16 protein-coding genes are annotated in these 19460 nt (G+C 70.7%); 8 read left to right on the top strand and 8 right to left on the bottom strand.

Features of this window, described 5'->3' with window-relative positions; translation table 11 throughout:
* Window positions 1-159: 159 nt before the first annotated feature.
* Window positions 160-1659, bottom strand: a complete 1500-nt coding sequence (locus ABD830_RS00080) for an alpha/beta fold hydrolase (RefSeq protein WP_344984105.1) — start codon at window positions 1657-1659, stop codon at window positions 160-162.
* Window positions 1660-2503: 844 nt separating this feature from the next.
* On the opposite strand from ABD830_RS00080, the gene ABD830_RS00075 reads away from it, so the two are divergent.
* Entirely contained in the window at window positions 2504-3961 is a 1458-nt protein-coding gene (locus tag ABD830_RS00075) for an MFS transporter (protein WP_344984104.1), read from the top strand.
* A 313-nt stretch (window positions 3962-4274) separates the two neighbouring features.
* Here ABD830_RS00075 and ABD830_RS00070 read toward each other — a convergent pair whose 3' ends face one another.
* The 3 genes from ABD830_RS00070 to ABD830_RS00060 all read right to left on the bottom strand — a co-directional run bounded on the left by ABD830_RS00070 (window position 4275) and on the right by ABD830_RS00060 (window position 6888).
* Complete coding sequence (locus ABD830_RS00070) at window positions 4275-4469, bottom strand: hypothetical protein (protein ID WP_344984103.1); 195 nt, start codon at window positions 4467-4469, stop codon at window positions 4275-4277.
* 253 nt (window positions 4470-4722) lie between these two features.
* A complete protein-coding gene (gene hemE / locus ABD830_RS00065) occupies window positions 4723-5883 on the bottom strand; it encodes a uroporphyrinogen decarboxylase (RefSeq protein ID WP_344984102.1) in 1161 nt (386 codons plus the stop codon).
* A gap of 198 nt (window positions 5884-6081) precedes the next feature.
* Window positions 6082-6888, bottom strand: coding sequence for an ArsR/SmtB family transcription factor (locus tag ABD830_RS00060; RefSeq protein WP_344984101.1), 807 nt, complete (start codon window positions 6886-6888; stop codon window positions 6082-6084).
* A gap of 615 nt (window positions 6889-7503) precedes the next feature.
* Between ABD830_RS00060 and ABD830_RS00055 the strand changes: the two genes are divergently transcribed.
* The 5 genes from ABD830_RS00055 to ABD830_RS00035 all read left to right on the top strand — a co-directional run bounded on the left by ABD830_RS00055 (window position 7504) and on the right by ABD830_RS00035 (window position 13080).
* Complete coding sequence (locus tag ABD830_RS00055) at window positions 7504-7698, top strand: hypothetical protein (RefSeq protein ID WP_344984100.1); 195 nt, start codon at window positions 7504-7506, stop codon at window positions 7696-7698.
* 147 nt (window positions 7699-7845) lie between these two features.
* The gene (locus ABD830_RS00050; protein ID WP_344984099.1) at window positions 7846-8415 is read left to right on the top strand and encodes a TlpA disulfide reductase family protein; all 570 of its coding nucleotides are present in this window, start codon (window positions 7846-7848) and stop codon (window positions 8413-8415) included.
* A complete protein-coding gene (locus ABD830_RS00045) occupies window positions 8415-10265 on the top strand; it encodes an ABC transporter ATP-binding protein (protein ID WP_344987593.1) in 1851 nt (616 codons plus the stop codon). Before ABD830_RS00050 ends, ABD830_RS00045 begins: the two co-directional genes overlap by 1 nt.
* 2 nt (window positions 10266-10267) lie before the next feature.
* On the top strand, window positions 10268-10786 hold the full coding sequence (locus ABD830_RS00040) for a S26 family signal peptidase (RefSeq protein ID WP_344984098.1): 519 nt from the start codon (window positions 10268-10270) through the stop codon (window positions 10784-10786).
* A 92-nt stretch (window positions 10787-10878) separates the two neighbouring features.
* Window positions 10879-13080: a protein kinase domain-containing protein gene (locus ABD830_RS00035; RefSeq protein ID WP_344984097.1), complete on the top strand. Its 2202-nt coding sequence runs from the start codon at window positions 10879-10881 to the stop codon at window positions 13078-13080.
* Here the strand turns inward: ABD830_RS00035 and ABD830_RS00030 are convergent.
* From ABD830_RS00030 to ABD830_RS00015, 4 genes are all read right to left on the bottom strand, one after another.
* Window positions 13077-13991, bottom strand: a complete 915-nt coding sequence (locus ABD830_RS00030) for a pirin family protein (protein ID WP_344984096.1) — start codon at window positions 13989-13991, stop codon at window positions 13077-13079. The two genes, ABD830_RS00035 and ABD830_RS00030, sit on opposite strands and share 4 nt — an antisense overlap.
* Before the next feature lie 34 nt (window positions 13992-14025).
* Window positions 14026-15147 (bottom strand): MBL fold metallo-hydrolase, encoded by a 1122-nt coding sequence (locus ABD830_RS00025; RefSeq protein WP_344984095.1) that lies wholly within the window; start codon window positions 15145-15147, stop codon window positions 14026-14028.
* 139 nt (window positions 15148-15286) lie between these two features.
* On the bottom strand, window positions 15287-15985 hold the full coding sequence (locus ABD830_RS00020) for a DUF3152 domain-containing protein (protein ID WP_344984094.1): 699 nt from the start codon (window positions 15983-15985) through the stop codon (window positions 15287-15289).
* A gap of 81 nt (window positions 15986-16066) precedes the next feature.
* On the bottom strand, window positions 16067-17308 hold the full coding sequence (locus ABD830_RS00015) for an NAD(P)/FAD-dependent oxidoreductase (RefSeq protein WP_344984093.1): 1242 nt from the start codon (window positions 17306-17308) through the stop codon (window positions 16067-16069).
* A gap of 103 nt (window positions 17309-17411) precedes the next feature.
* Between ABD830_RS00015 and ABD830_RS00010 the strand changes: the two genes are divergently transcribed.
* Window positions 17412-18314 carry a hypothetical protein gene (locus ABD830_RS00010; RefSeq protein WP_344984092.1) on the top strand — a complete coding sequence of 301 codons (903 nt, stop codon included), beginning with the start codon at window positions 17412-17414 and terminating at the stop codon, window positions 18312-18314.
* 135 nt (window positions 18315-18449) lie between these two features.
* A partial coding sequence (locus tag ABD830_RS00005; RefSeq protein ID WP_486348590.1) for a copper amine oxidase occupies window positions 18450-19460 on the top strand: 1011 nt, incomplete at its 3' end.

Below are 19460 nucleotides of genomic sequence, written 5' to 3'. Positions count from 1 at the left end.
CGGATCATCGGTAAGTGTGCGTGAACCTTGGCTCGCCTGCTCCGGTGGGCGGCGGCGACCGCGGTTCCTCGACCACGTGGTCGAGGAACCGCCACCGCTCGCGGCGTTCGAGCCCGCGCCGTCCCCAGCGATACGCAGCGTAAGGCTGCCCTGCCGTGGTCAGCAGGCGAGGTCGGACGCGGGTAGCACACCGGCCGAGAGGAAGTCGTTCACCGCTCCGTTCAAGCACGCGTCGCCGTGGTAGGGGAACGGCGCGTGCGTACGGGCGTCGACGGTGACCAGGCGTGATCCCGGCAGGCGGGCCGCCACGGCCCGGCTGACGGCGAGGGGCACCGCCACGTCCCTGAGCGCGCCCGTAACGAGTACGCCGGGGGCCTGGTCGGATACCTGGCCGGGCGTCGGCGGCGCCGGGTGGTCCATCGCCGGGGGCCAGAAGGCGCAGGGCGTGATGTTGGCGTTGGCCGGTCCGAAGAGGGGGTACCGCGTGCCGTAGGTAGCGAGGTCCCGCAGGTAGGTGCGGGGATCGCGGGGCCAAGGACCGTCGGCGCAGCGGTAGGCGATATTGACGGCCGTGTGATTGTCCGCAGGCACCCCGGCGACACCCGGCGGCGGCACGGGGCGGATCGGGAACGGCACCAACGGCTCCTGGCCGGCGGCGACGGCCGCCAGCGCCGAGGCGATCAGCCCTGCGTACTGCTCATAGTAGGTCCCGGCCACGATCAAGGAGCCGAGTTCGCCCGCGGTCCACGGGTGACCGGCGATGACGATCGGCGACGTCCGCGCCCGATCGAGCAAGCTGCTGACGGCCCGCGTGACCTCCTGAGCGGTGTCGCCGAAGCCGTAGTCGGTGTCCCGCTCGGCGATCCAGTCGGCCAGTTCGGCGAAGCCTCGGTCGAACGCCGGGGTGCGGGCCAGTTCGAACGGGCGCCAGACGGTGGCCGGGTCGACCGGGCTGTCCAGCGCGAACCGGTCCACTCGGTGCGGGAAAAGGGCGGCGTAGACGGCGCCGAGCATCCCGGCGTACGATCCGCCCAGGTAAGAGATCTTGTCCTCGCCCAGGGCCGCCCTGATGAAGTCCATGTCCCGGGCGGCGTTCACGGTGGTGGCGTAGGGCAGCGCCCATCGCGCGGCGCGTTCGCAGTCCTTCGCGTACTGCCGCGCCTTCGTGGAGTCGGCGGCGAAGCTCCCGGGTGTCGCCGTACGGACCCAGTAGCCGGCCGGTTCCTCGACGGGTTGCCCACAGCTGATGGGGGTGCTGCGTTCGACGAACCTGATGTCGAATCCGATCAGGTCGTACTGGGCGCGGACGTCAGCGGACAGGAACGGCGCCAGGGTGCTCGGCAGCGGCACTCCCGGCCCGCCGGGCCCGCCCCCGGTGGTGAGCAGCACGCCGCGGCGCCTGGCGGAGTCGGTGGCGGGGAGCCTGGAGATCGCGATCGAGATCGTACGGCCTCGCGGGTGCCGGTGGTCCAGCGGCACAGTCACGGCGGCGCACTGCAGATCGGGGTCGGTGATGCCGGCGCATTCGGTCCACTGCGGATTCGCGTGCGCCCCCGCCTCGGCGGTCGGTGCGAACGCCGTCACCACCGCGGCCAGAGCCACGGCCAGCGTACCCCGCAGGAATGTCCGCGCCCGTCGTAAGCTCATCGGATCGGCCATCAGCGATCTCCTCGCATCGCGCACCAAGATCAGGCCGATCGTACAGAGCAGACGGCGGGGTCGACCATCCTTGGCACGGATCCTGCCTCGCCCACCACGCAGCCCGCGTCGGCGATCGCGGCTTTGTGATGCGGACGCCCCGACCCGCCGGAACGGTTGACGCTGGCCGATCGATGCCTTGCCGGCTGTGTTCCTGGCCGATGCAGGTGGCGCAGCGGTTCCTGGCCGCACTGGCTCGCGACTGGGACAGCCCGCTCAAGGCCTTGAAGGATCGTCTCGACCGGGATGCTCGCGAGGACGCGGTGTCCTAACGTAATGATCAAGGTGGCAACTACTCCAAGCAGCTTGGCGTAAGTGACGGATACGCCTGGGAGGAAGTGACAAATACCGCTGGGCAAGGAGCGCCGAACGTCCGTACCGTCTTTCACGCGAGAAATCAGCCCTCATGGACCCCGCGCTCGTGCGGCAGCGACTCTTAGTACGCCAGGTTGAACGTGGGCCCGGTGGTGGTTCCCCTTTTCGATGAGGCCGACGAATCTCAGCGCGTAGTCCGCGCCGGAGATCGCTCCGCCGCCCTCGGGTTGGACGACGCCCACTCACCCCGGATGACAAGAGGGCGGCCAGCGGCCCGCAGCAGCCGAGCGGGAGCCGCCATCGGGCCGGCTCCCGCTCAGCGCCCTTGTGCTGACGCCCAGCTGATGCAACCCCCGCTCGCCCCACGGTGTTTCTTGTTGCGGCAGCCCGATCGCGAGCCGGTTCGGCTGATACCCGGCCCTGTATGAACGGCCGCCAGTGCCGGTGTGAGTCACCGGGCGTGCGACCCGGTGAAGACGAAAGGATGGCAATGACCGAGCTCGATGCACCCACCGAAGTGAGGGACGCGCCTGCGCGACAGCGGATGACGTCCCGGCAGCGACTGATCCTGACGCTGCTGCTGGGCGCGCAGTTCATGCTCGCGGTCGACTTCTCGGTGCTGAACATCGCCGTGCCAACTATTGGTACCGACCTGGGATTCCAGGTCGGCGACCTCCAGTGGATCGTCACCGGATTCATGCTGCCTGCGGCCGGCTTGACGCTCCTGTTCGGGCGGGTCGCGGATCTCTTCGGCCGACGCAGGCTCTTGCTGCTCGGCCTGGCACTCCTGGGCGTGGCCTCGCTCGTCGGCGGCCTCGCGCAGACGCCGGGCATGCTGCTGGCCGGTCGGGCGGGCCAGGGCCTGGCCACCGCTATGGCGACGCCTGCCGCCATGTCCCTGCTGACGACGTCCTTCCCGGAGGGGCCACTGCGCCAACGTGCCCTGGGACTCAACGGAACCCTGCTGACGGGCGGGTTCGCGCTCGGTTCGGTGCTGGGGGGAGTGCTGACGGGGCTGCTCAGCTGGCGCTGGGCCTTCCTGATCAACCTGCCGGTCATTGTCATCATCCTTGCTGCCGCGCCGCGGGTGCTCGTCGAGGCCGGTGACCGGGCGCGCAGCCGCCTCGACGTACCCGGCGCAGTCACCGTCACCGGGGGGCTGCTGAGCTTCGTCTACGCCATCACCGCGGCGGAACGCGACGGCTGGGGCTCCCCCGTGGTGCTGGCCACGCTGGCGGTCGCGGTCGTTTTGCTGGTGACGTTCTGGTTCGTCGAGCTGCGCAGCCCCAACCCGCTGGCGCCCGTGCACATCCTCAAGCGCCCCAGCGTACGCTGGGGCAACTTCGCCGGCCTGTTCGTCATCGGTATGACAAGCGCGGTGGTCTTCCAGATGACGCTCTATCTCCAGGACGTGCTGGGCTACGAGGCCGCCGCCTCGGGCCTCGCGTTCGGCGGCGCCAGCGTCGCGGCGATCATCGGAGGACTGGTGGCACCCAAGATCATCGGCAAGCTCGGCAGCAAGGCATCCTTGGTCACCGCTCTGGGCATCCAGGGCCTTGGACTGCTCAGCCTGCTGACGGTTGGCCGCAGCGACACGGGGCTCTACATCGTGCTCGCCGGTGTCTCGGTGGCGTTCTTCGGCCACGCCATGGGGCTGGTCTCCTACACGGTCATCGCGACGTCCGGTCTGCCGAACCAGGAGCAGGGCCTGGCCACGGGCCTGAGTACGATGAGCCAGCAGATCGCGCTGACCCTGGGCATCCCGGTGCTCGCTGCGGTCGCCCTGGCGGGCACCAAGGCCGGCGACATCGCGGCGATCCTCGACGGCATGCATCTCGCGGTGCTCGTCGGCGCGGTGGCCAGCTTGGCAGCGGGTCTCCTCGTCGCTCTGTTCTTCCGGGACAAGCCCCGCTGCGAAGATCGCTTCCGCGACGGCGTGACCTCTTGATCCACCTCTTGGAACCAACCATTTTGACACTGTAGGATCCGCGGTTCCGGCGCGAGCCTCCCTGTAAGCGGGAGGTGGTAGGCCTCACTGACCAGCAGGAACCCCGTTAACGCCGGATATCGTTCCAAATCTCTCTGACTGCCGGGTCGAGGCCGAACACAGCGGCGAGGGGGAGCGGGTCCGGGTGTGTGCGAGGGTTTCTTCAAGCTGCCGATCAACGCGAAGGCGTTCGAGCGTCGCAGCCTGACCGCGGAGCTTCTTGGCGAAGTAGATCTTGGGACCGGACCGGTGTCGAGGGCACTCAGCTGATTGATCAACAGGTGAGGATTGGCTGTGTTCGGCCAGCGGGTGCGCCGGTAATCGAGCCATTGAGCAGGATGTGATGGGTGAACTCGTCGACGGGGCGGGTGCGGCCGGCGATGGTGAGCCGTCGGTTGCCGAGGTCGACGTCATCGAGGAGCAGGGAGCGGATGGCGCCGGTGCGGGCGGCGTGAACGGCGGCGAGCATGAGCACGAGCCGGGCGGCTGGGGTGGTGGCGGCATCGGTCGCCCGGGCACGGCGGTCCCTGCTCCACCGCCCTCCGGAACTCTCCCCGCCCGAGCCGGCCAACGGTCGTGAGCGCGCCAAGACGGCCGGGTACCTGCGCATTCTGGCCGCGCTGACGCGGCCTGGGTGCACCTGGCGCCTCGCACGAGATGGCCGGGATTGCCGGCACCGGCGGTTGCGCCGAAGGGGGTTGTCGCCAGTTCCGCGAAGAGGGCTACTCGCTGGGCGGCCGGTACCCCGTGTGATTGCCCAGCGGGTGCGGCGGGACGGGCGTGGTCCAGGAGCGCACCTGCTCGACAAGGGCGGCGACATTCTCCGGGGGCGTGGTCTTGATGATGCCGTGTCCCAGGTTGAACACGAACGGCCCCCCGCTCAGGGCACGCAGGATGCGGTCTGTCTCGGCGTTGAGTGCCGGGCCGCCGGCGGCCAGGAGCTGGGGGTCGAGGTTGCCCTGCACGCAGCGGCCGAGGCCGCGCTGTAGATTCTGCGCGGCCCAGTCAAGGGGGACCGTGGCGTCCAGGCTGACGCAGTCCGCGCCGGTCGCCTCGGCGAAGCCGTCGTAGGCGAGCCCGGCGCCCCGGGGAAAGGCGATGACGGGAACGCCCGGGTACTTGTCCTTCAGCGCTGCGATGATGGCGGCGACCGGCTTGACGCACCAGCGTTCGAAGAGGGCGTCGGGGAGGATCCCGGCCCAGGTGTCGAACAACTGGACCGCTTCCGCGCCCGCCTCGATCTGGCGGCCCAGGAACTGGATGACAGCAGTCGTGAGCACGTCGATCAGGGGCTGGAACCCCTCCGGGTCGCTCAGGGCCCACTGCTTGACGACGGCGTGCTCCGACGGGCCGCCGCCGCGTCCTTCGACCATGTAGGTGGCGATGGTCCACGGCGCGCCGGCATACCCGATCAGTGTCACCTCGGGAGGCAGGGCACGGGCAAGCTGCCTGACCGTCTCGTAGACCGGGGCCAGTTCCTCATGGAGACGGGAAACGCGCAGGAAGTCGGCTATGTCCGCTGTCGAGCGGACGGGAGGCGTCAGTACCGGCCCCTCGCCGGCGCGGTAGTCCAAGGTCTGGCCGAGCGCGGCGGCAACCTGCGGAAGGTCCGCGAAGACAATGGCGGCATCGAGCGGGAAACGGCGGATCGGCTGCAGGGTGACCTCGACAGCGTGCTCGGGCGAGTTGCAGAGCCCGACCATGCCGCCGGCCGCCTCGCGGACCCGGTGGTACTCGGGCAGGTAGCGTCCGGCCTGCCGCATCAGCCAGATCGGCGGCCGCTCGGTGCGCTCTCCCGCGAGCGCGCGCAGGAGCAGCTTTCTGGGCCGGGCGCTGCCAGACGCCGGCGTCGGACTGATTTCTGCCTGTGTGCCGATATCCACGCTGTTCCGTCCTGTTGAACTGCCCCGGGCTTCGAGGCGGTCCGGTGAGCAGGCCCCAACCCCGGTGAGGAGGGCGTTGGCATCGTATCGGCGCCCGGTCCCGGGCTCCCCGGCAGGCGTCAGAACCGTGCCGGATCGGTCCCGTGCACGCCGATGACGACGCCGAGGTGCTCGCCGTTGATCTCCGAGAGCGGCGGGTCAGGTGAACGGCCGGCCGTTGAGCAAGCCCCTGCCCAGAGCGGTGATGTGATGGAAGATGGTGTTGCCCTCACGCCTGGAGGCGACCAGGCCGGCGTTGCGTAACACGGTCGTGTGCCGGCTCGCCATGGCCAGCGAGATGCCGAGGCGCCGGGCCAGCTCTGTCGTGGTCATGGGCCGCGCGGCCTCCTCCAGGACGTACGCGCGCGTCCGCCCGAGCAGGGCCACGACCGGTTCGTGTTCCATCGTGCCGTCCGCCCGGACGCGAGGCAGCCAGCCGACAGGAGGCTGTACGGGGAGGACGAGCACAGGCGGCAGATCGGTGTCCCGCAGCGTGATCGGATGGCGGCGGCAGAACGCCGACGGCAGGAGCACGATTCCGCGCCCCTCAAGGTGCACGTCGTGTTCGACGTAGTCGAGCACGCGCAGGACCGGTGGATCCCACACCACGTCAGGATGGAGATCGCTCAGCAGGCGATCGACGCCGCCGTCGGCGAGCCCGTGCAACCGCCGGTCGCGGTCGGCCTGGAGGTGCGGTCGCAGCATGCGTTTGTACGGGGCTATCCCGGCACGGTGATACCTGGTGATGGCGTTGCCCAAGCGGTCGAGCATCGGAGCGCCACCGTCCAGCAGAGCCCTGATCGACGATGCGTTCGGCTGCTTGTCACTGAAATAGCTCAGCTCCTCGCGGAAGCGTGGTGTCGGGGTGGACAGCAGCCCGTCCAGTTGCTCCTCCAACGCGGCGCCCCCGCGCCCCGGGGTGAGGAAGTCCGGCGAATATCCGCGGGGCGGCGTCAATGACAGCAACAGGCGAATATCGCTGACTTTCACCTGTCGCGTCCGTCGCCACCATTCCCCATAAACCAGATCCCGCCCTTCCTGAAGCACATGCAAGCTCAACAGCACGTCCCACAGCGGGTCCGTGTCCTCGGCCAAAGTAATCCGCCGTAAATCCTGATCGGTGAAGTGTATGCGCAACACTTCCTGCCCCCTATGTCTCGTCCGAGCGGACCTCCTCACCCTTCGACTACCGTTCGGGCAGAATGGTTTGACTCTTCGTCGGGGTATGTCAGATCTGGCCTCTACGCCCAGGTCACAGGCGCGATCGACCCGTCACGGGAGGGACAGCCGGCGAGCGACCGGCGCGTCGCAGACAGGGGAGCGTGGAGAACCCGGGAGCAGGGTAGTGAACTGCGATATTGCGTCAGCGTGCAAACGTTTGACCCGGCCGAGCCGTATCCGGCATCGTCTGGAGAAGTCAACTTATCGTGACGGTACGCATATCGGCCGATGCGAGCCTGGAAATTCTTGTTTTCATGGCACGTGTCATGTCCCGCTGCGGCTGAGTGCCTCTTGCGCGTTCAGCGGAGATCAGACGGACGGGCTCATGGCGTGCCCGGGATTCGAAGGGAATGTGCACTCGTGACCAAACTCATCACTCGGCTGGGTGATCGCTTGATCAGCGCGTTCGTGCCGCAGGAGAAGGCCGAGGCGGCGGGCGGCTGCCAGACCTCCTACTGCGTGACATGTTATCCCTCGACCGGCAAGTGCATCATCACCGGGACTCAGGGTTATGACCCCGTACACGGCACCTACTGCTGGCGCTGCCCGAGATGACATCGTGGGAGCGCTTGAGCCGTCTGGAGTCCAGCGGCCTCAAGCGCTCCCCAAAGACGGCCTTCTCGTGCTTGCGCGGTTCAGGCACCAGATCGGCCGTCGTCGGCATCGAACAGCGTTCGGCAAACAGCGGTGAAGGGGGATGGCGTGACGCTGCTCGTCGTGAGTGTCGTACTCGTCGGGATTTTGTGCTTGCTCAACCTGGTGCTGGTGCTGGCCCTGGCGAAGCGGGTGAGGGATCTTGCGACCCTGGTGGCTCGGGTACGTAATAACGGGATCGCGCGGGACGGTTTCCTGGCGGTCGGTGAGACGGTCGGTGATTTCACGGCACAGACGGTTGACGGTCGGCAGGTGACGCGAGATGAGCTGACGGCTGGAGCACTGATCGGATTCTTCAGTACCGGCTGTGGGGCCTGCCGGGAGACGATCCCCGCGTTCGTCGAGCAGGCACGTGAGCTTCGCGACCAGGGACAGCTGGCGTTGGCCGTGGTGGCGAGAGGACCGGAGGATCCGACGTCCTACGTGGAGCCGCTGGCACGGGCCGCTCACGTGGTGGTGGAAGGTTACGACGGTCCGGTCGGCAGCGCCTTCAAGGTCTCGGCCTTTCCCTCGTTCTGCGTGATCGGCGACCAAGCGCGGGTGCGGGCGGTGAGCAACGATGTCGGCGAGGTGGCGCGTGCGCATGTTCCCGCCTCCCTCGGAAGGGCCGGAACGTGATGCGATGGGCTACGGCGGGTCCCGCCCTCAGCGCCGTCCGGCACGGTGGAAGGCTGGTCGGGCTCTGCGGGCGGGCGGCCATGCCGGCCATCTGGGGCTATCTCCTGCTCGAGATCCTGATCGGGACGCAAGGGGTGGCGGCCGCCTGGCTCACCAAGGCGGTCATCGACGGCCTGATCGGGCGGGTACGGTTCGCGGACGTGTTGTGGCCGGTGGCGGTTCTGTCGTTGCTGGGGCTGGTACGCGGGGTCGCTCCGCTGATCCGCAGGTACCTGGTCGCGGAGATAGACCGCCGAGCGGCCTTGACCGCTCAGGACGGCCTGTTCAAGGCGATCGAGCGCTTCGTCGGGCTGGAGCGCCTGGAAGATCCGGCCTTCCTGGACCGGCTCCGGCTCGCGCAGCAAAGCGTGTTCGCGCCCGGGGGGTTTCTCGAGGGGGCTTTCGGCATCCTCCGGGGGACGCTGTCGCTCGTCGGTTTCATCGGTTCTCTGGCCCTGATCAGCCCGATGGTGACCGGTATAGTCGTCATTGCGGCGGTCCCGGGGTTCGTCGCCGAATTCCGCGTGTCACGGCGCCGGCACAAGATGTTCATGGACATCGGCCCGGCCCAGCGACGGGAACTGTTCTACGCGAACCTGCTCACCGACGCGCAGGCGGCCAAGGAGATCCGCCTGTTCCGGCTCGGCCCGTTCCTGCGCGGCCGGATGATCGCCGAACGGCGGGCCGCGAACGCGGCCAAGCGCCGGCTCGACCGGCGTGAGCTGGGAACGCAGACCGTGCTGGTCCTCCTGTCGATCCTTGCCTCCAGCGCAGGCCTGCTGTGGATGGTCGTGGCGGCCGGCCGCGGTCAGCTCACGATCGGGGACGTGTCGGTGTTCATCGCCGCAGTGGCCGGTACCCAGTCCGGTCTCACCGACCTGATCGTCTCAACCACTGTGGCGTACCAGCAGGCCCTCATGTTCGAGCACTACGAGGCCGTCCTGCGCGCGACCCCTCCGGCTGTCCCGGCTTCGGCCGTCCGCCCGGTGCCCGCGCTCCGCGACGGCATCCGGCTGCGCGACGTGTGGTTCCGCTACAGCGACGACCACGATTGGGTGCTGCGCGGGGTCGACCTGTTCATCCCAGCGGGCGCCACGATCGCGCTCATCGGGGCCAACGGTGCCGGCAAGAGCACGCTGGTGAAGCTGTTGTGCCGCTTCTACGAGCCGACCCGAGGCGCCATCCTCTGGGACGGAACCGACATCCGCCGACTCCCGCACGAGGAGCTTCGCGATCGGATGGGTGCCGTCTTCCAGGACTTCATGGCGTACGACTTCAGCGCCGCCGACAACATCGCTGTGGGCGAGCTGTCCGCCCTGGACGACGAGGTCCGCCTGCGCGAGGCCGCGGAGCTCGCGGGGATCCATGATGCCATCAGCGCACTGCCCCGCGGCTACCGGACACTGTTGACCCGCATGTTCTTCGCCGGGCCCGGCCCAGTCGGCTCGGACGTCGGAGTCATCCTGTCCGGCGGGCAGTGGCAGCGCATCGCCCTGGCCCGCGCCTACCTGCGCCAGGACTGCGATGTCATGATCCTCGACGAGCCCAGCTCCGGGCTGGACGCCGACACCGAACATGACCTGCACACAAGGCTCAGGAACATCCGAAGCGGAAGGACCAGCATCCTGATCTCGCATCGCCTCGGCGCCGTACGGGACGCAGACCTGATCTTCGTGCTCCATGACGGTGTCATTGCCGAGCAGGGCACGCACGCCCAGTTACTGGCTCTCGACGGTGACTACGCGCGCATGTTCTCCCTGCAGGCGGCCGGTTACCAGAGTGAGCACCACACGGGCGAAAGGGTGGGTTGACCATGCTCATCGCGCTGGCCTGCGCCCTTACCGTCACCGCGGCGGCATGGATGGGGCTCGCCGTGCGGCGCCTGCTCGTCATCACGGTGATCGGCAACAGCATGAAGCCGACCTACGGTCCGGGAACACGCCTGCTGACGCGGCGTGTCGCAGACGTCTCCAAGGTACGGAGAGGCGATGTCGTCGTGCTGAGAGGAGCGGCCGAGGAGCGGCCGGTCCACATCGAAGTGCCGTCCGCCGATGGAGGGATGGCGACCCTCCATGTGGGGCCGGTGACCGACCTGGTCATCAAGCGGGTGCACGCGCTGCCCGGCGATCCCGTGCCGCGCGGCCGCGTCCCCGCGCTCGCCCACGTCGACGAGGAGACCGTCCCTGCGGGCCGCATCGTGGTCCTCGGCGACAACCCCGAGGAGTCGGTGGACTCTCGTGAGTATGGATACCTTTCGGAGAACGCGCTGGTCGCGGTGGTCGTCCGCGTACTGGGAGAGAATCAGGGCCCGGCTCGGTCAAGCCCGGCTTGAGCCGATCCAGCGACTCACGCGAGCGCGTGGCGGGCCAGACGGAAAGCATCGCATGAAAGCGCTTTGCAAGATTAGCGGCTCATAATTCGCGTATGCCGTCGATAACTGAGCTCAGAGCAGGGGATCCGGCTGGTCTCGGGGGCTACGAGATCCGGGGACGGCTGGGAGAGGGCATACAGGGCGTCGTCTATCTAGGCGTGGACGAGCAGGGGAGACGGGCGGCCGTCAAATGGCTGCGTCCCGAGCTGGCCGGTGACGAGGCGGCGGCGGAGCGGTTCGCCGGGGAGGCGGCTGCGGCGCAGCGGGTGGCGCCGTTCTGCACCGCGAAGGTGCTGGACACCGGCGTGCACGAGGGCCGTCCCTACATCGTCAGCGAGTACGTCGATGGGCCGACGCTGCTGCGCGCGGTGCGTGAGGAGGGGCCGCGCACCGGGGCCGCGCTTCACCGGCTGGCCATCGGCACCGCCACCGCGCTCGCGGCGATCCACCAGGCCGGGATCGCGCACCGCGACTTCACCCCCGGCAACGTGCTGCTGGGCAGCGAAGGGCCCCGGGTGATCGGGTTCGGCATCGCCACCGCGCTCGACGCCACCTCCAGCACGGCGACCGTGCCCGTGAGCGGCTCCCTGTCCCTGGCGCCCGAGCAGCTCCTCGGCGATCCCGTCGGGCCGGCGGCCGACATGTTCGCCTGGGCGAGCACGATCGTCTTCGCGGCCGGCGGGACGGGGCCGTTCCAGGCCGAGACGGTGCCCGCGACCGTGCAGCGGGTGCTGAACGGCGAGCCGGACCTCGCGCGGCTCTCTGGCACGCTGCGGGAACTGGCCGCGGCCTGCCTCGTGAAGGACCCCGCCCGCCGCCCGACGGCCGAGCAGGTGATCCACCGCCTCCTGGAGCACCCGGCCCCGATCCCGGACGGCCTCCACCGCGCGGCCACCACGGTCGGCGGCACCCCTCCAGGCCCGCCTCCGGTGAGCGCCACACCTCCGGCCGGTGGCGCGTCCCCGATGGGTGGCGCGTCTCCGGTGGGCAGCGCACCGCAGGCCGGGAGCGGGCCTCAGCGGCAGCCGCCCTACCCTCAGCAGCCGCAGGTCCAGTACCGGCCGCTGGGAGGCGACCAGCCGCCGCCTCCCAGCGGCCGGCCGGTCTTCGAGCCTCCCTCGGCCTACCACCAGCCGCGGACGTCATCCCCGACCATGCCGTACGGCCCCCCGCCCTCGCCCCCGTCCAACAGGAAGAACTGGCTGATCGGCGGCGCGATCGCGGGCGTGGCCCTGGTGGCGGCCGTCACCCTCGTCGTGGTCACCGTCATCAACCTGCAGCACAGGCAGCGGTCCACACTCCCCACGCCCGCCACCACCACGGCCTCCCCGAGCCCCACCGCCTCCCCGGTCCCCACCGCGGACCTCACCCCGATCAGGCTCCCCGGCACCGCCGCCACGTTCTACGAGAGCCCGGACGACCCGGTCAGGCTCACGACGTACTCGGTGAGGGACGCCAAGACCAACGCGTGGGTGTACTACGCCCGCGACTCCCTCACGGGAGGGTTCACGAAATATCAGGACCAGTTGGAGGCCATGCTCTCGCCCGACGGCCGCTACCTTGCCAAGCGCGGCAAGAGCTTCATCGACTTCTACGACAACGTGGAGATCACCGACAGGACGACGGGTGAGAAGTTCTCGGTCAGGACCTCGAAGCAGCCGCTGAGCGCGTACATCCAGGCCTGGTCGCGTGACAGCACCCGCCTGCTGCTCAACGTCGGCAAGCCGGTCAAGGAGGTCTGGCAGTCGACCGGCTTCGCCGTCCTCGACGTCACCACCAGGAAGGCCACGGTCGCCTCCCTCAGGGAGGGCTCGCTCAAGAACATCAGGTACGGCTTCGACGGCGCGGACACCGGCGTGGTCGCCATGTCCAACGACACCGACCAGCAGGCCCTGCGCTTCTTCGACGCCGCCGGCACACGCGTCCGCCGCGTCCCGAACGTGGGCGCCGGCTTCGCCGACGCGCTGTTCTCCCCGTCGGGCACGCTGTTCGTCACCGACTGCCCCGGCCTGACCAGCGGCAACAACTGCGTGTACGACGCGCGGACCGGCGCCGAGGTCAAGCGGATCGAGTCACCGTGCGGCGGCCTGGCCACCTGGTTCGACGACGATCACCTGGTCTGCTGGGTGACTGCGGGCACCACGGGCGGTCAGCAGATCCAGGTGATCGACTTCACCGGCAGGATGGTGCGCCTGCTGGCCGAGGTACCGGTCGGGGCCGCCGACCTCGGCGTCATCTACACGTACCGGAGCTAACGCACCCGCCCGCGCGGCTTCAGCCGGGTGGCGGGCAGGACGGGCGCGGGGAGCGGCGCCCCGTCGAACCCCTCGACGGAGCCGAACCCCTCGCCCTCCATCCAGTCCTTCCTGAACGCGGCGATCTCCTCGTGGGAGCGGCCCACGAAGTTCCACCACATGACGATCTCCTCGCCGAACGGCTCCCCGCCGATCAGCATCACCCGCCCGCGCCCCGACAGCCGCAGTCCGGACCGCCCCGGCGGCAGGTACGTCAGCGAGCCGGGCGTCACCTGCTCGACCGCGCCGTCGAGCAGCAGCAGCCCGTGCTCGAACCCGGGCGAGAGCGGCACCTCGCACGCGTCGTCCACCGCGATCTCGGCCCCGACCAGCGGGCTGAACGCGGTGGCGGGGGAGGAGACCCCGCCGAGCGACCCCATGATCACGCTCGCCTCGAAGCCCGGTCCGGCCAGCACGGGCAGCACGGGATGGTGCTCGAACGCGGGGCCGGTGTGCCGGTGCTCGCCGGGCAGCGCCACCCACAGCTGCACCCCGTGCAGCACTGTCTCCGGCGACTCCTCCGAGTGCGAGATGCCGCGACCGGCGGTCATGAGGTTGAGCTGCCCGGGGCGTATCTCCTGCAGGGTGCCCAGGCTGTCGCGGTGCAGCACCTCGCCCGCGACGAGCCAGCTCACGGTCTGCAGGCCGGTGTGCGGGTGCGGCGGCACCCGCATCGTCGCCCGCTCCGGCCCGTAGGCGTCGACGAAGCACCACGCGCCGATCATCCGCCGGTGCGCGCCCGGCAGGCTCCTGCTCACCGTCATCGCACGCGGCCCGCCGAGCGGCACCGCGCGCCCCTCCAGGATCTCGCTGTCCGCGCCGGCGTCGGCGCCGCAGCGGATCTCCCGCGGGTCAAGCTCCAGGTTGCTCACCCCAAGACTGTACGGCCCGGCCGAGGGGGACGGGTCAGCTGAGGAGCTCCCACCAGCCCTCCACCACCTGGGCGGCGGAGGTGTCGACGGCCTCGCCGGGACGCGGTACGACGATCTTGACGTCCCGTGCCTTGGCCTCCCGCCACAGCCGCTCCACCGGCTCCGCCCACGGGTGCAGCGCCAGCGTGAACGTCGCCCAGTGCACGGGCAGCAGCAGCTGACCTCCGAGGTCGAGGTGGGCGTTGACGGCCTCCTCGGGGTTCATGTGGATGTCCGGCCAGGCGGGGCTGTACGCGCCGATCGGCATCAGCGTCAGGTCGAACGGCCCGTGCTCCGACCCGATGCCGCGGTAACCCTCGAAATAGCCGGAGTCGCCCGCGTAGAAGACCCGCTTGTTCGCCCCGGCCACCACCCAGGACCCCCACAGCGTGTCATTACGGGTGAGGGACCGGCCGGAGAAGTGCCGGGCCGCCGTGGCGACGAAGCGCAGCCCCGCCACCTGGGCCTCCTCCTCCCAGTCGAGCTCGATGATCCGGTATGCCGGCACGCCCCACCGCTCGAGGTGCGCCCCGATGCCCAGCGGCACCAGGAAGGGGGCCTTCTGCGTCCCGAGCAGCGAGCGCACGGTCGCCAGGTCGAGGTGGTCGTAGTGGTCGTGCGAGATCGCGATCGCGTCGATCTGGGGCAGCTCGCGGATCTCGATGGGCACCGGGTGGTGCCGCTTAGGGCCGACCAGCTGCGACGGGGAGGGCCGCTTGCTCCACACCGGGTCGAACAGCACCCGCTTGCCCTCGATCTCCACCAGCGTGGAGGCGTGGCCGTACCAGACCACACGGAGGCCGTCGGCGGGCGGCGGGTCGGACGGCGGGACGCGGAGCGGGACGGGGCCGCCGGGGCGGCGCTGCTCCTTGTTCCTGGCCAGCTCGCCGAGCAGGCCGGCGGGCGGGGTGGTCATCAGGTTGGTGGGCTCCGGCATCGGGTTGAAGAACGTGCCGTCCCTGAACTGCGGCGAGCGCCGCATCCTCGCCACCCGGTCCGGCCCTGAGGTCAGAGGCCGCACGCCCAGCTCAGCGGGGACCTCGCGCACTGCCCAGCCCGCCGCTGCCAGGGCCGCGCCACCCATGAGGATCCGCCGCGCCGTCCGCATTCCTGCCATCGCCCACTCTCCCCTGAAAAAGTCTGTCCATCCCGCCCAACCGAACGGGATTCCCCAGTGTTCCCGTCTGTACGATATATCGCGATAGGTCATACCGCGTTGACTGTGCGCCGCCGGATGACGATGCCGGCCACCATGGTCATTGTGGCCGATCTTCCCTTCCGTCCGGTCTGCGCTCGGGGAAGGGCCACGGGTTGGGGCGGCAGTGGCCCAGCGACTTCGACTGCTGGGTCATGACGGGGGCCAGGCGACCGGGTCCCGGGCAGGAGCTGTGCTCGTGGCCCAGGCTGTGGCCGACCTCGTGGCTGATCAGATAGTTCCGGTACGCGGCGAGGTCGCCGCCGTACTGCGGGACGCCCTTCGCCCAGCGGAGGGCGTTGATGATCGAGCGCTCGCCGTTCCAGCAGGACAGCTCGCCGCCCGTACGGAGCGGACTGCACTGGCGTTCGGTGAGCCCGGGGCTGGACAGCGCGACGCGGACCTGCACCGGGCCGTGGTCGACACGCTCGAAGCGGGCCCAGCCACGTACGTCGTTGAGCGTGCGATGCACCTGGGCGGCGAACACGTCCGGGTCGAAAGGCAGGCCGCGCTCCACCTCGACCAGGTACCGCACCACCTCCCCGCGCCCAGCCCTGGGAGGCGCGCCGCCGGGCACGACCCGGTAGACGCCCGAGGCCTCGTACGGGACCTTCACCTCGGCGGGACGCCCCCGAGGGACGGGCGAAGGCTTGGGCGGCGGCGGAGGCACCGGCGGAGGCGCCGGTGGTGGGAGCGCCGGGGGCGCGGCCGCGCAGGCGGACGCGAACAGGACCAGCACCAACAGCGCGAGCAGCGGCAACGCGGCCTCCCCACAGGGTCACGGTGGGGAGGAATCCGATGATACGTGGCCGCTTGCCGCGATTTTCCGGCAGGTACCCGCTCAGGCGGGGGCGTAAGGCGTGATGTCGATGGGCGGCTCCTCGCCGAGGGCGAGCGAGGCGGCGATCTCGCCGGTGAACGGGCCCGCCGTCAGCCCGTACGCGCTCAGGCCCGTCGCCACCACCACGCGCCCGGTCAGCCGGCCGATGAGGGCCCGGCCGGGGGCGTACACGGGGCGCAGACCGACCCTGGCCTCCGCCACCGTCGCCGCGAACAGCCCGGGCGCCACCCGCAGCCCCGCCGAGATCACCTCGTCCAGCCCGCCCATGGTGACGCGCGGCGCGAACCCCACGTCCTCCACGGTCGCGCCGATGACGACGCGCGAGTCGGGGAAGCCCAGCAGGTACGGGCCGACTCTCGGCAGCACCATCGGCCACCACGCGGTGTCGACGCCCTCCATGGTGACGTGCAGGATCTGCCCCCGCCTGGGGAAGACCGGCAGCTCCACGCCCAGGGGCCGGCACACCTGGCCCGTCCACGCCCCGGCGGCCACGATCACGCTGTCGGCCTCGAGCGGCACACCCTCGCCCGCGAACCGGGGGGCTCTCGTGGACACGGGGCCCTGCGGCTCCGCGAGCGCGAGCGGCGCGCCCTGCCGCCAGGACCCGCCCTGACCGGAGACCTCCCCGGGGGCGGGCTCAGGGGGCAGCGGCGCGGCCGGCGCGGCTGGCGCGGTCTCCGGGAAGGGCTCGCGGGTGAGGGCGTGCAGGACGACCTCGCCGGCCGGGGTGAGGGCCGCGGCGCCCGTACGGATCTCCGCGCCGTGGGCGACGGCGGCACGCAGCAGCGCGTCGCGCACCGAGCACCCGTCCACCCGGGCGGCGCCCGGCACGAGCAGCGCGCTCAGGGTGTCGGACAGCGGCGGGAACAACTCGGACGGCGTGGCCACGTCGGTGACCTCGCCCATCTCCGGCGCGCCGGGATGGCGGCGGCGCAGCAGGGCGCGCACCGGCTCCAGATCGACCGGGTCCTCGGCCACCAGCAGGGCGCCCACCGTGGCGTAGCCGATGTCCTCGGCCAGCTCCTCCACCAGCCCGGGGTAGTGGCGGGCGCCCTCGCGGGTGAGCCGGTACCAGTCGTCGTCCTCCGGGTGGTCCACCCACGGGCACACGATGCCCGCCCCCGCGTGGGTCGCCTCGCCCGTGTACCCGCCGTCCACCACGGTCACCGCCGCGCCGCGCCGGCTCAGATAGTAGGCCGCGCTGGCTCCGACGATGCCGCTCCCGATCACCGCAACACGCATGCGTCAATGATCGCAGCCTTGCTGACCTCGGCCGATGCCGGGATGCCCGCGTGTCCGGGCACCCCTGTCCGGAGCTCGGATCGCGGGCGGTTATGGTCGGCGCATGGACGTCGCCGTCACGAGGATCGACCTGCCGAGCCCTGTCCTGGCGGCCGCGTCGGACGGCGCCTCCGTCTGGTGCGCGGGCAGCGGCGGGGTGCGGGCGTACACGACGTCCGGCACGCCGCTGGACGCCGCGGACGAGACCGGCGCCCTCCCCGGGTTACGCTCGCTGGCCGCGGTGCCGGCCACGGTGGCCGGCACCGCGGGCATGCCCGGCGCGCTGGCGGGGACCGTGGTGGTGCCGAGGACGTTCGCCGCGTTGTCGCCCGTGGACTCCTTGCCCGCGGACTCCCTGCCGCAGGGCTGCCTGGCGGGGGCCTCGGCCGATCGGGTGTACTGGCTCGACCAGCGCGGCGCGCCGATCGCCAGCGCGCGCTTCACGGGCCGGGTGCTCGCGGGCGGCGGCGAGATCTGGGCCGTCGGCGCCGATCGGGCGCGCAGGCTCATCGAGCCGGGCCGCCTCGGCGACCCTGTGGAGTTACCCGGCCTGGACCTGTGCGCGGTCGAGGGCGAGCGCCTGTGGTGGACCTCGAAACGCGACACCGTGCTGCGTGGCGGCCCCAGGGAGGTGGATCTCGGGACCTGTGAGCGCGGCGGCATGACCGTGTGCGCGGGCTCCCTGTGGATCAGCGTGGCGGGCGGGCTGCTGCGGGTCTCCGCCTGGTCGGGCGAGCCGCGGCGGTTCGTGGGCGCTCCCGCGGGGCCGGTGCCGTTCCTGGCCTGCGCGAACGGCGTGCTGGCCGGCGGGGGACGTGACCTCTTCGCGCTCGCCCCGGTCGTCGGCGCCGCCGTTCGCAGGATCCGGCTGGGGCTGAAGGCGCCGCTCGCACTGATGATCGCGGCCGGCAAGCACGTGTGGGCCTTCCCGACGGGCCGCCCCCAGGCTCTCATCGTGCCGATGTGACCGCATTCCGGGCGGCCGGAAGGTGGCGATCTCCGCGTCCGGGATCGGGATGATCAACCGCGCGGCGATTCCCGGTGTCACACTCGTGGTCGCAGGGCTCTTCGACTTCTTCGGCCACGCGGAAGGAACCCCCCCATGACCCAGGCCCCGGCCGGCGCCACCGTACGCCACCCGCTCGCACCGCTCACGGAGGAGGAGGCCGCGGCAGCCTGCCGGGCGGCCCTGGCGTCCGGCGCGGTGGACCCGCGGGCGCGCATCGCCTACTGCGTCCTCGCGGAGCCGCCCAAGGAGGCCGTGCTCGGCTGGGCCGGTACGCCGCTCCCGCGCGAGGTCACGGTGGTCACGTACGAGAAGGACCTCGGCAGGACCTGCATGGTCACGGTGTCCGTGCCCGACGGGAGCCTCGTCTCCTGCGTGTACGCCCTCGCCGCCCAGCCGCCGATCATGGTGGAGGAGTGGCTGGCCAACGTCGAGGCCGTCCGCAAGGACCCCGGCTTCCAGGCCGCGTGCGCCAGGCGCGGGGTCACCGACATGGCGATGGTCCAGGTCGACCCCTGGCCCGCGAGCAACTTCGGGCTGCCCGTGGACGGTGAGGGGCGCAGGCTCGCCCGCTGCGTCGCGTACGCGCTTGACGGGCCCGGCGACAACGGCTACGCCCACCCGATCGAGAACCTCGTCGTGCTGCTCGACCGCGACACGGGCGAGGTCGTCGAGCTGCAGGACGGCGAGGTCGTCCCGGTGCCGCGCGCCTCGGGCCGCTACGACGGCGGCGCCCGCGAGCTGGCGCCGCTGCAGATCGTCCAGCCCGACGGGCCCGGCTTCACCGTGGACGACGGCGCGCTGAGCTGGGGGCCGTGGCGGCTGCGGGCGTCCATGCACCCCATCGAGGGGCTCGTGCTGCACGAGATCTCGTACGTGGAAGGCGGCCGCGTCCGCCCCGTCGTCTACCGCGCGAGCCTGTCCGAGATGGTCGTCCCGTACGGCTCGACCAGCATGAACCACTGGTGGAAGAACGCCTTCGACGCCGGCGACGTCGGACTCGGCAAGATGGCCAACGCGCTGGAGCTCGGCTGCGACTGCCTCGGCGAGAACGGCGTTATGCAATCTGTCAAGGTGTCTCAGCCGAGAGTGTCTCAGCCAGGCATG

It is taken from the genome of Nonomuraea helvata (genome assembly GCF_039535785.1).
GTDB classification, from domain to species: Bacteria; Actinomycetota; Actinomycetes; order Streptosporangiales; family Streptosporangiaceae; genus Nonomuraea; species Nonomuraea helvata.
The sequence above is the reverse complement of the archived record's forward strand: the minus strand, read 5'-3'. Positions and strand labels throughout refer to the sequence as shown.

Coding starts and splice junctions, on each gene's coding strand:
- ABD830_RS00025 (WP_344984095.1), bottom strand. CDS start 15,147: ATGGCAGGAATGCGGACGGCGCGGCGGATCCTCATGGGTGGCGCGGCC.
- ABD830_RS00015 (WP_344984093.1), bottom strand. CDS start 17,308: ATGCGTGTTGCGGTGATCGGGAGCGGCATCGTCGGAGCCAGCGCGGCC.
- ABD830_RS00045 (WP_344987593.1), top strand. CDS start 8,415: ATGCGATGGGCTACGGCGGGTCCCGCCCTCAGCGCCGTCCGGCACGGT.
- ABD830_RS00010 (WP_344984092.1), top strand. CDS start 17,412: ATGGACGTCGCCGTCACGAGGATCGACCTGCCGAGCCCTGTCCTGGCG.
- ABD830_RS00035 (WP_344984097.1), top strand. CDS start 10,879: ATGCCGTCGATAACTGAGCTCAGAGCAGGGGATCCGGCTGGTCTCGGG.
- ABD830_RS00040 (WP_344984098.1), top strand. CDS start 10,268: ATGCTCATCGCGCTGGCCTGCGCCCTTACCGTCACCGCGGCGGCATGG.
- ABD830_RS00075 (WP_344984104.1), top strand. CDS start 2,504: ATGACCGAGCTCGATGCACCCACCGAAGTGAGGGACGCGCCTGCGCGA.
- ABD830_RS00070 (WP_344984103.1), bottom strand. CDS start 4,469: ATGCTCGCCGCCGTTCACGCCGCCCGCACCGGCGCCATCCGCTCCCTG.
- ABD830_RS00080 (WP_344984105.1), bottom strand. CDS start 1,659: ATGGCCGATCCGATGAGCTTACGACGGGCGCGGACATTCCTGCGGGGT.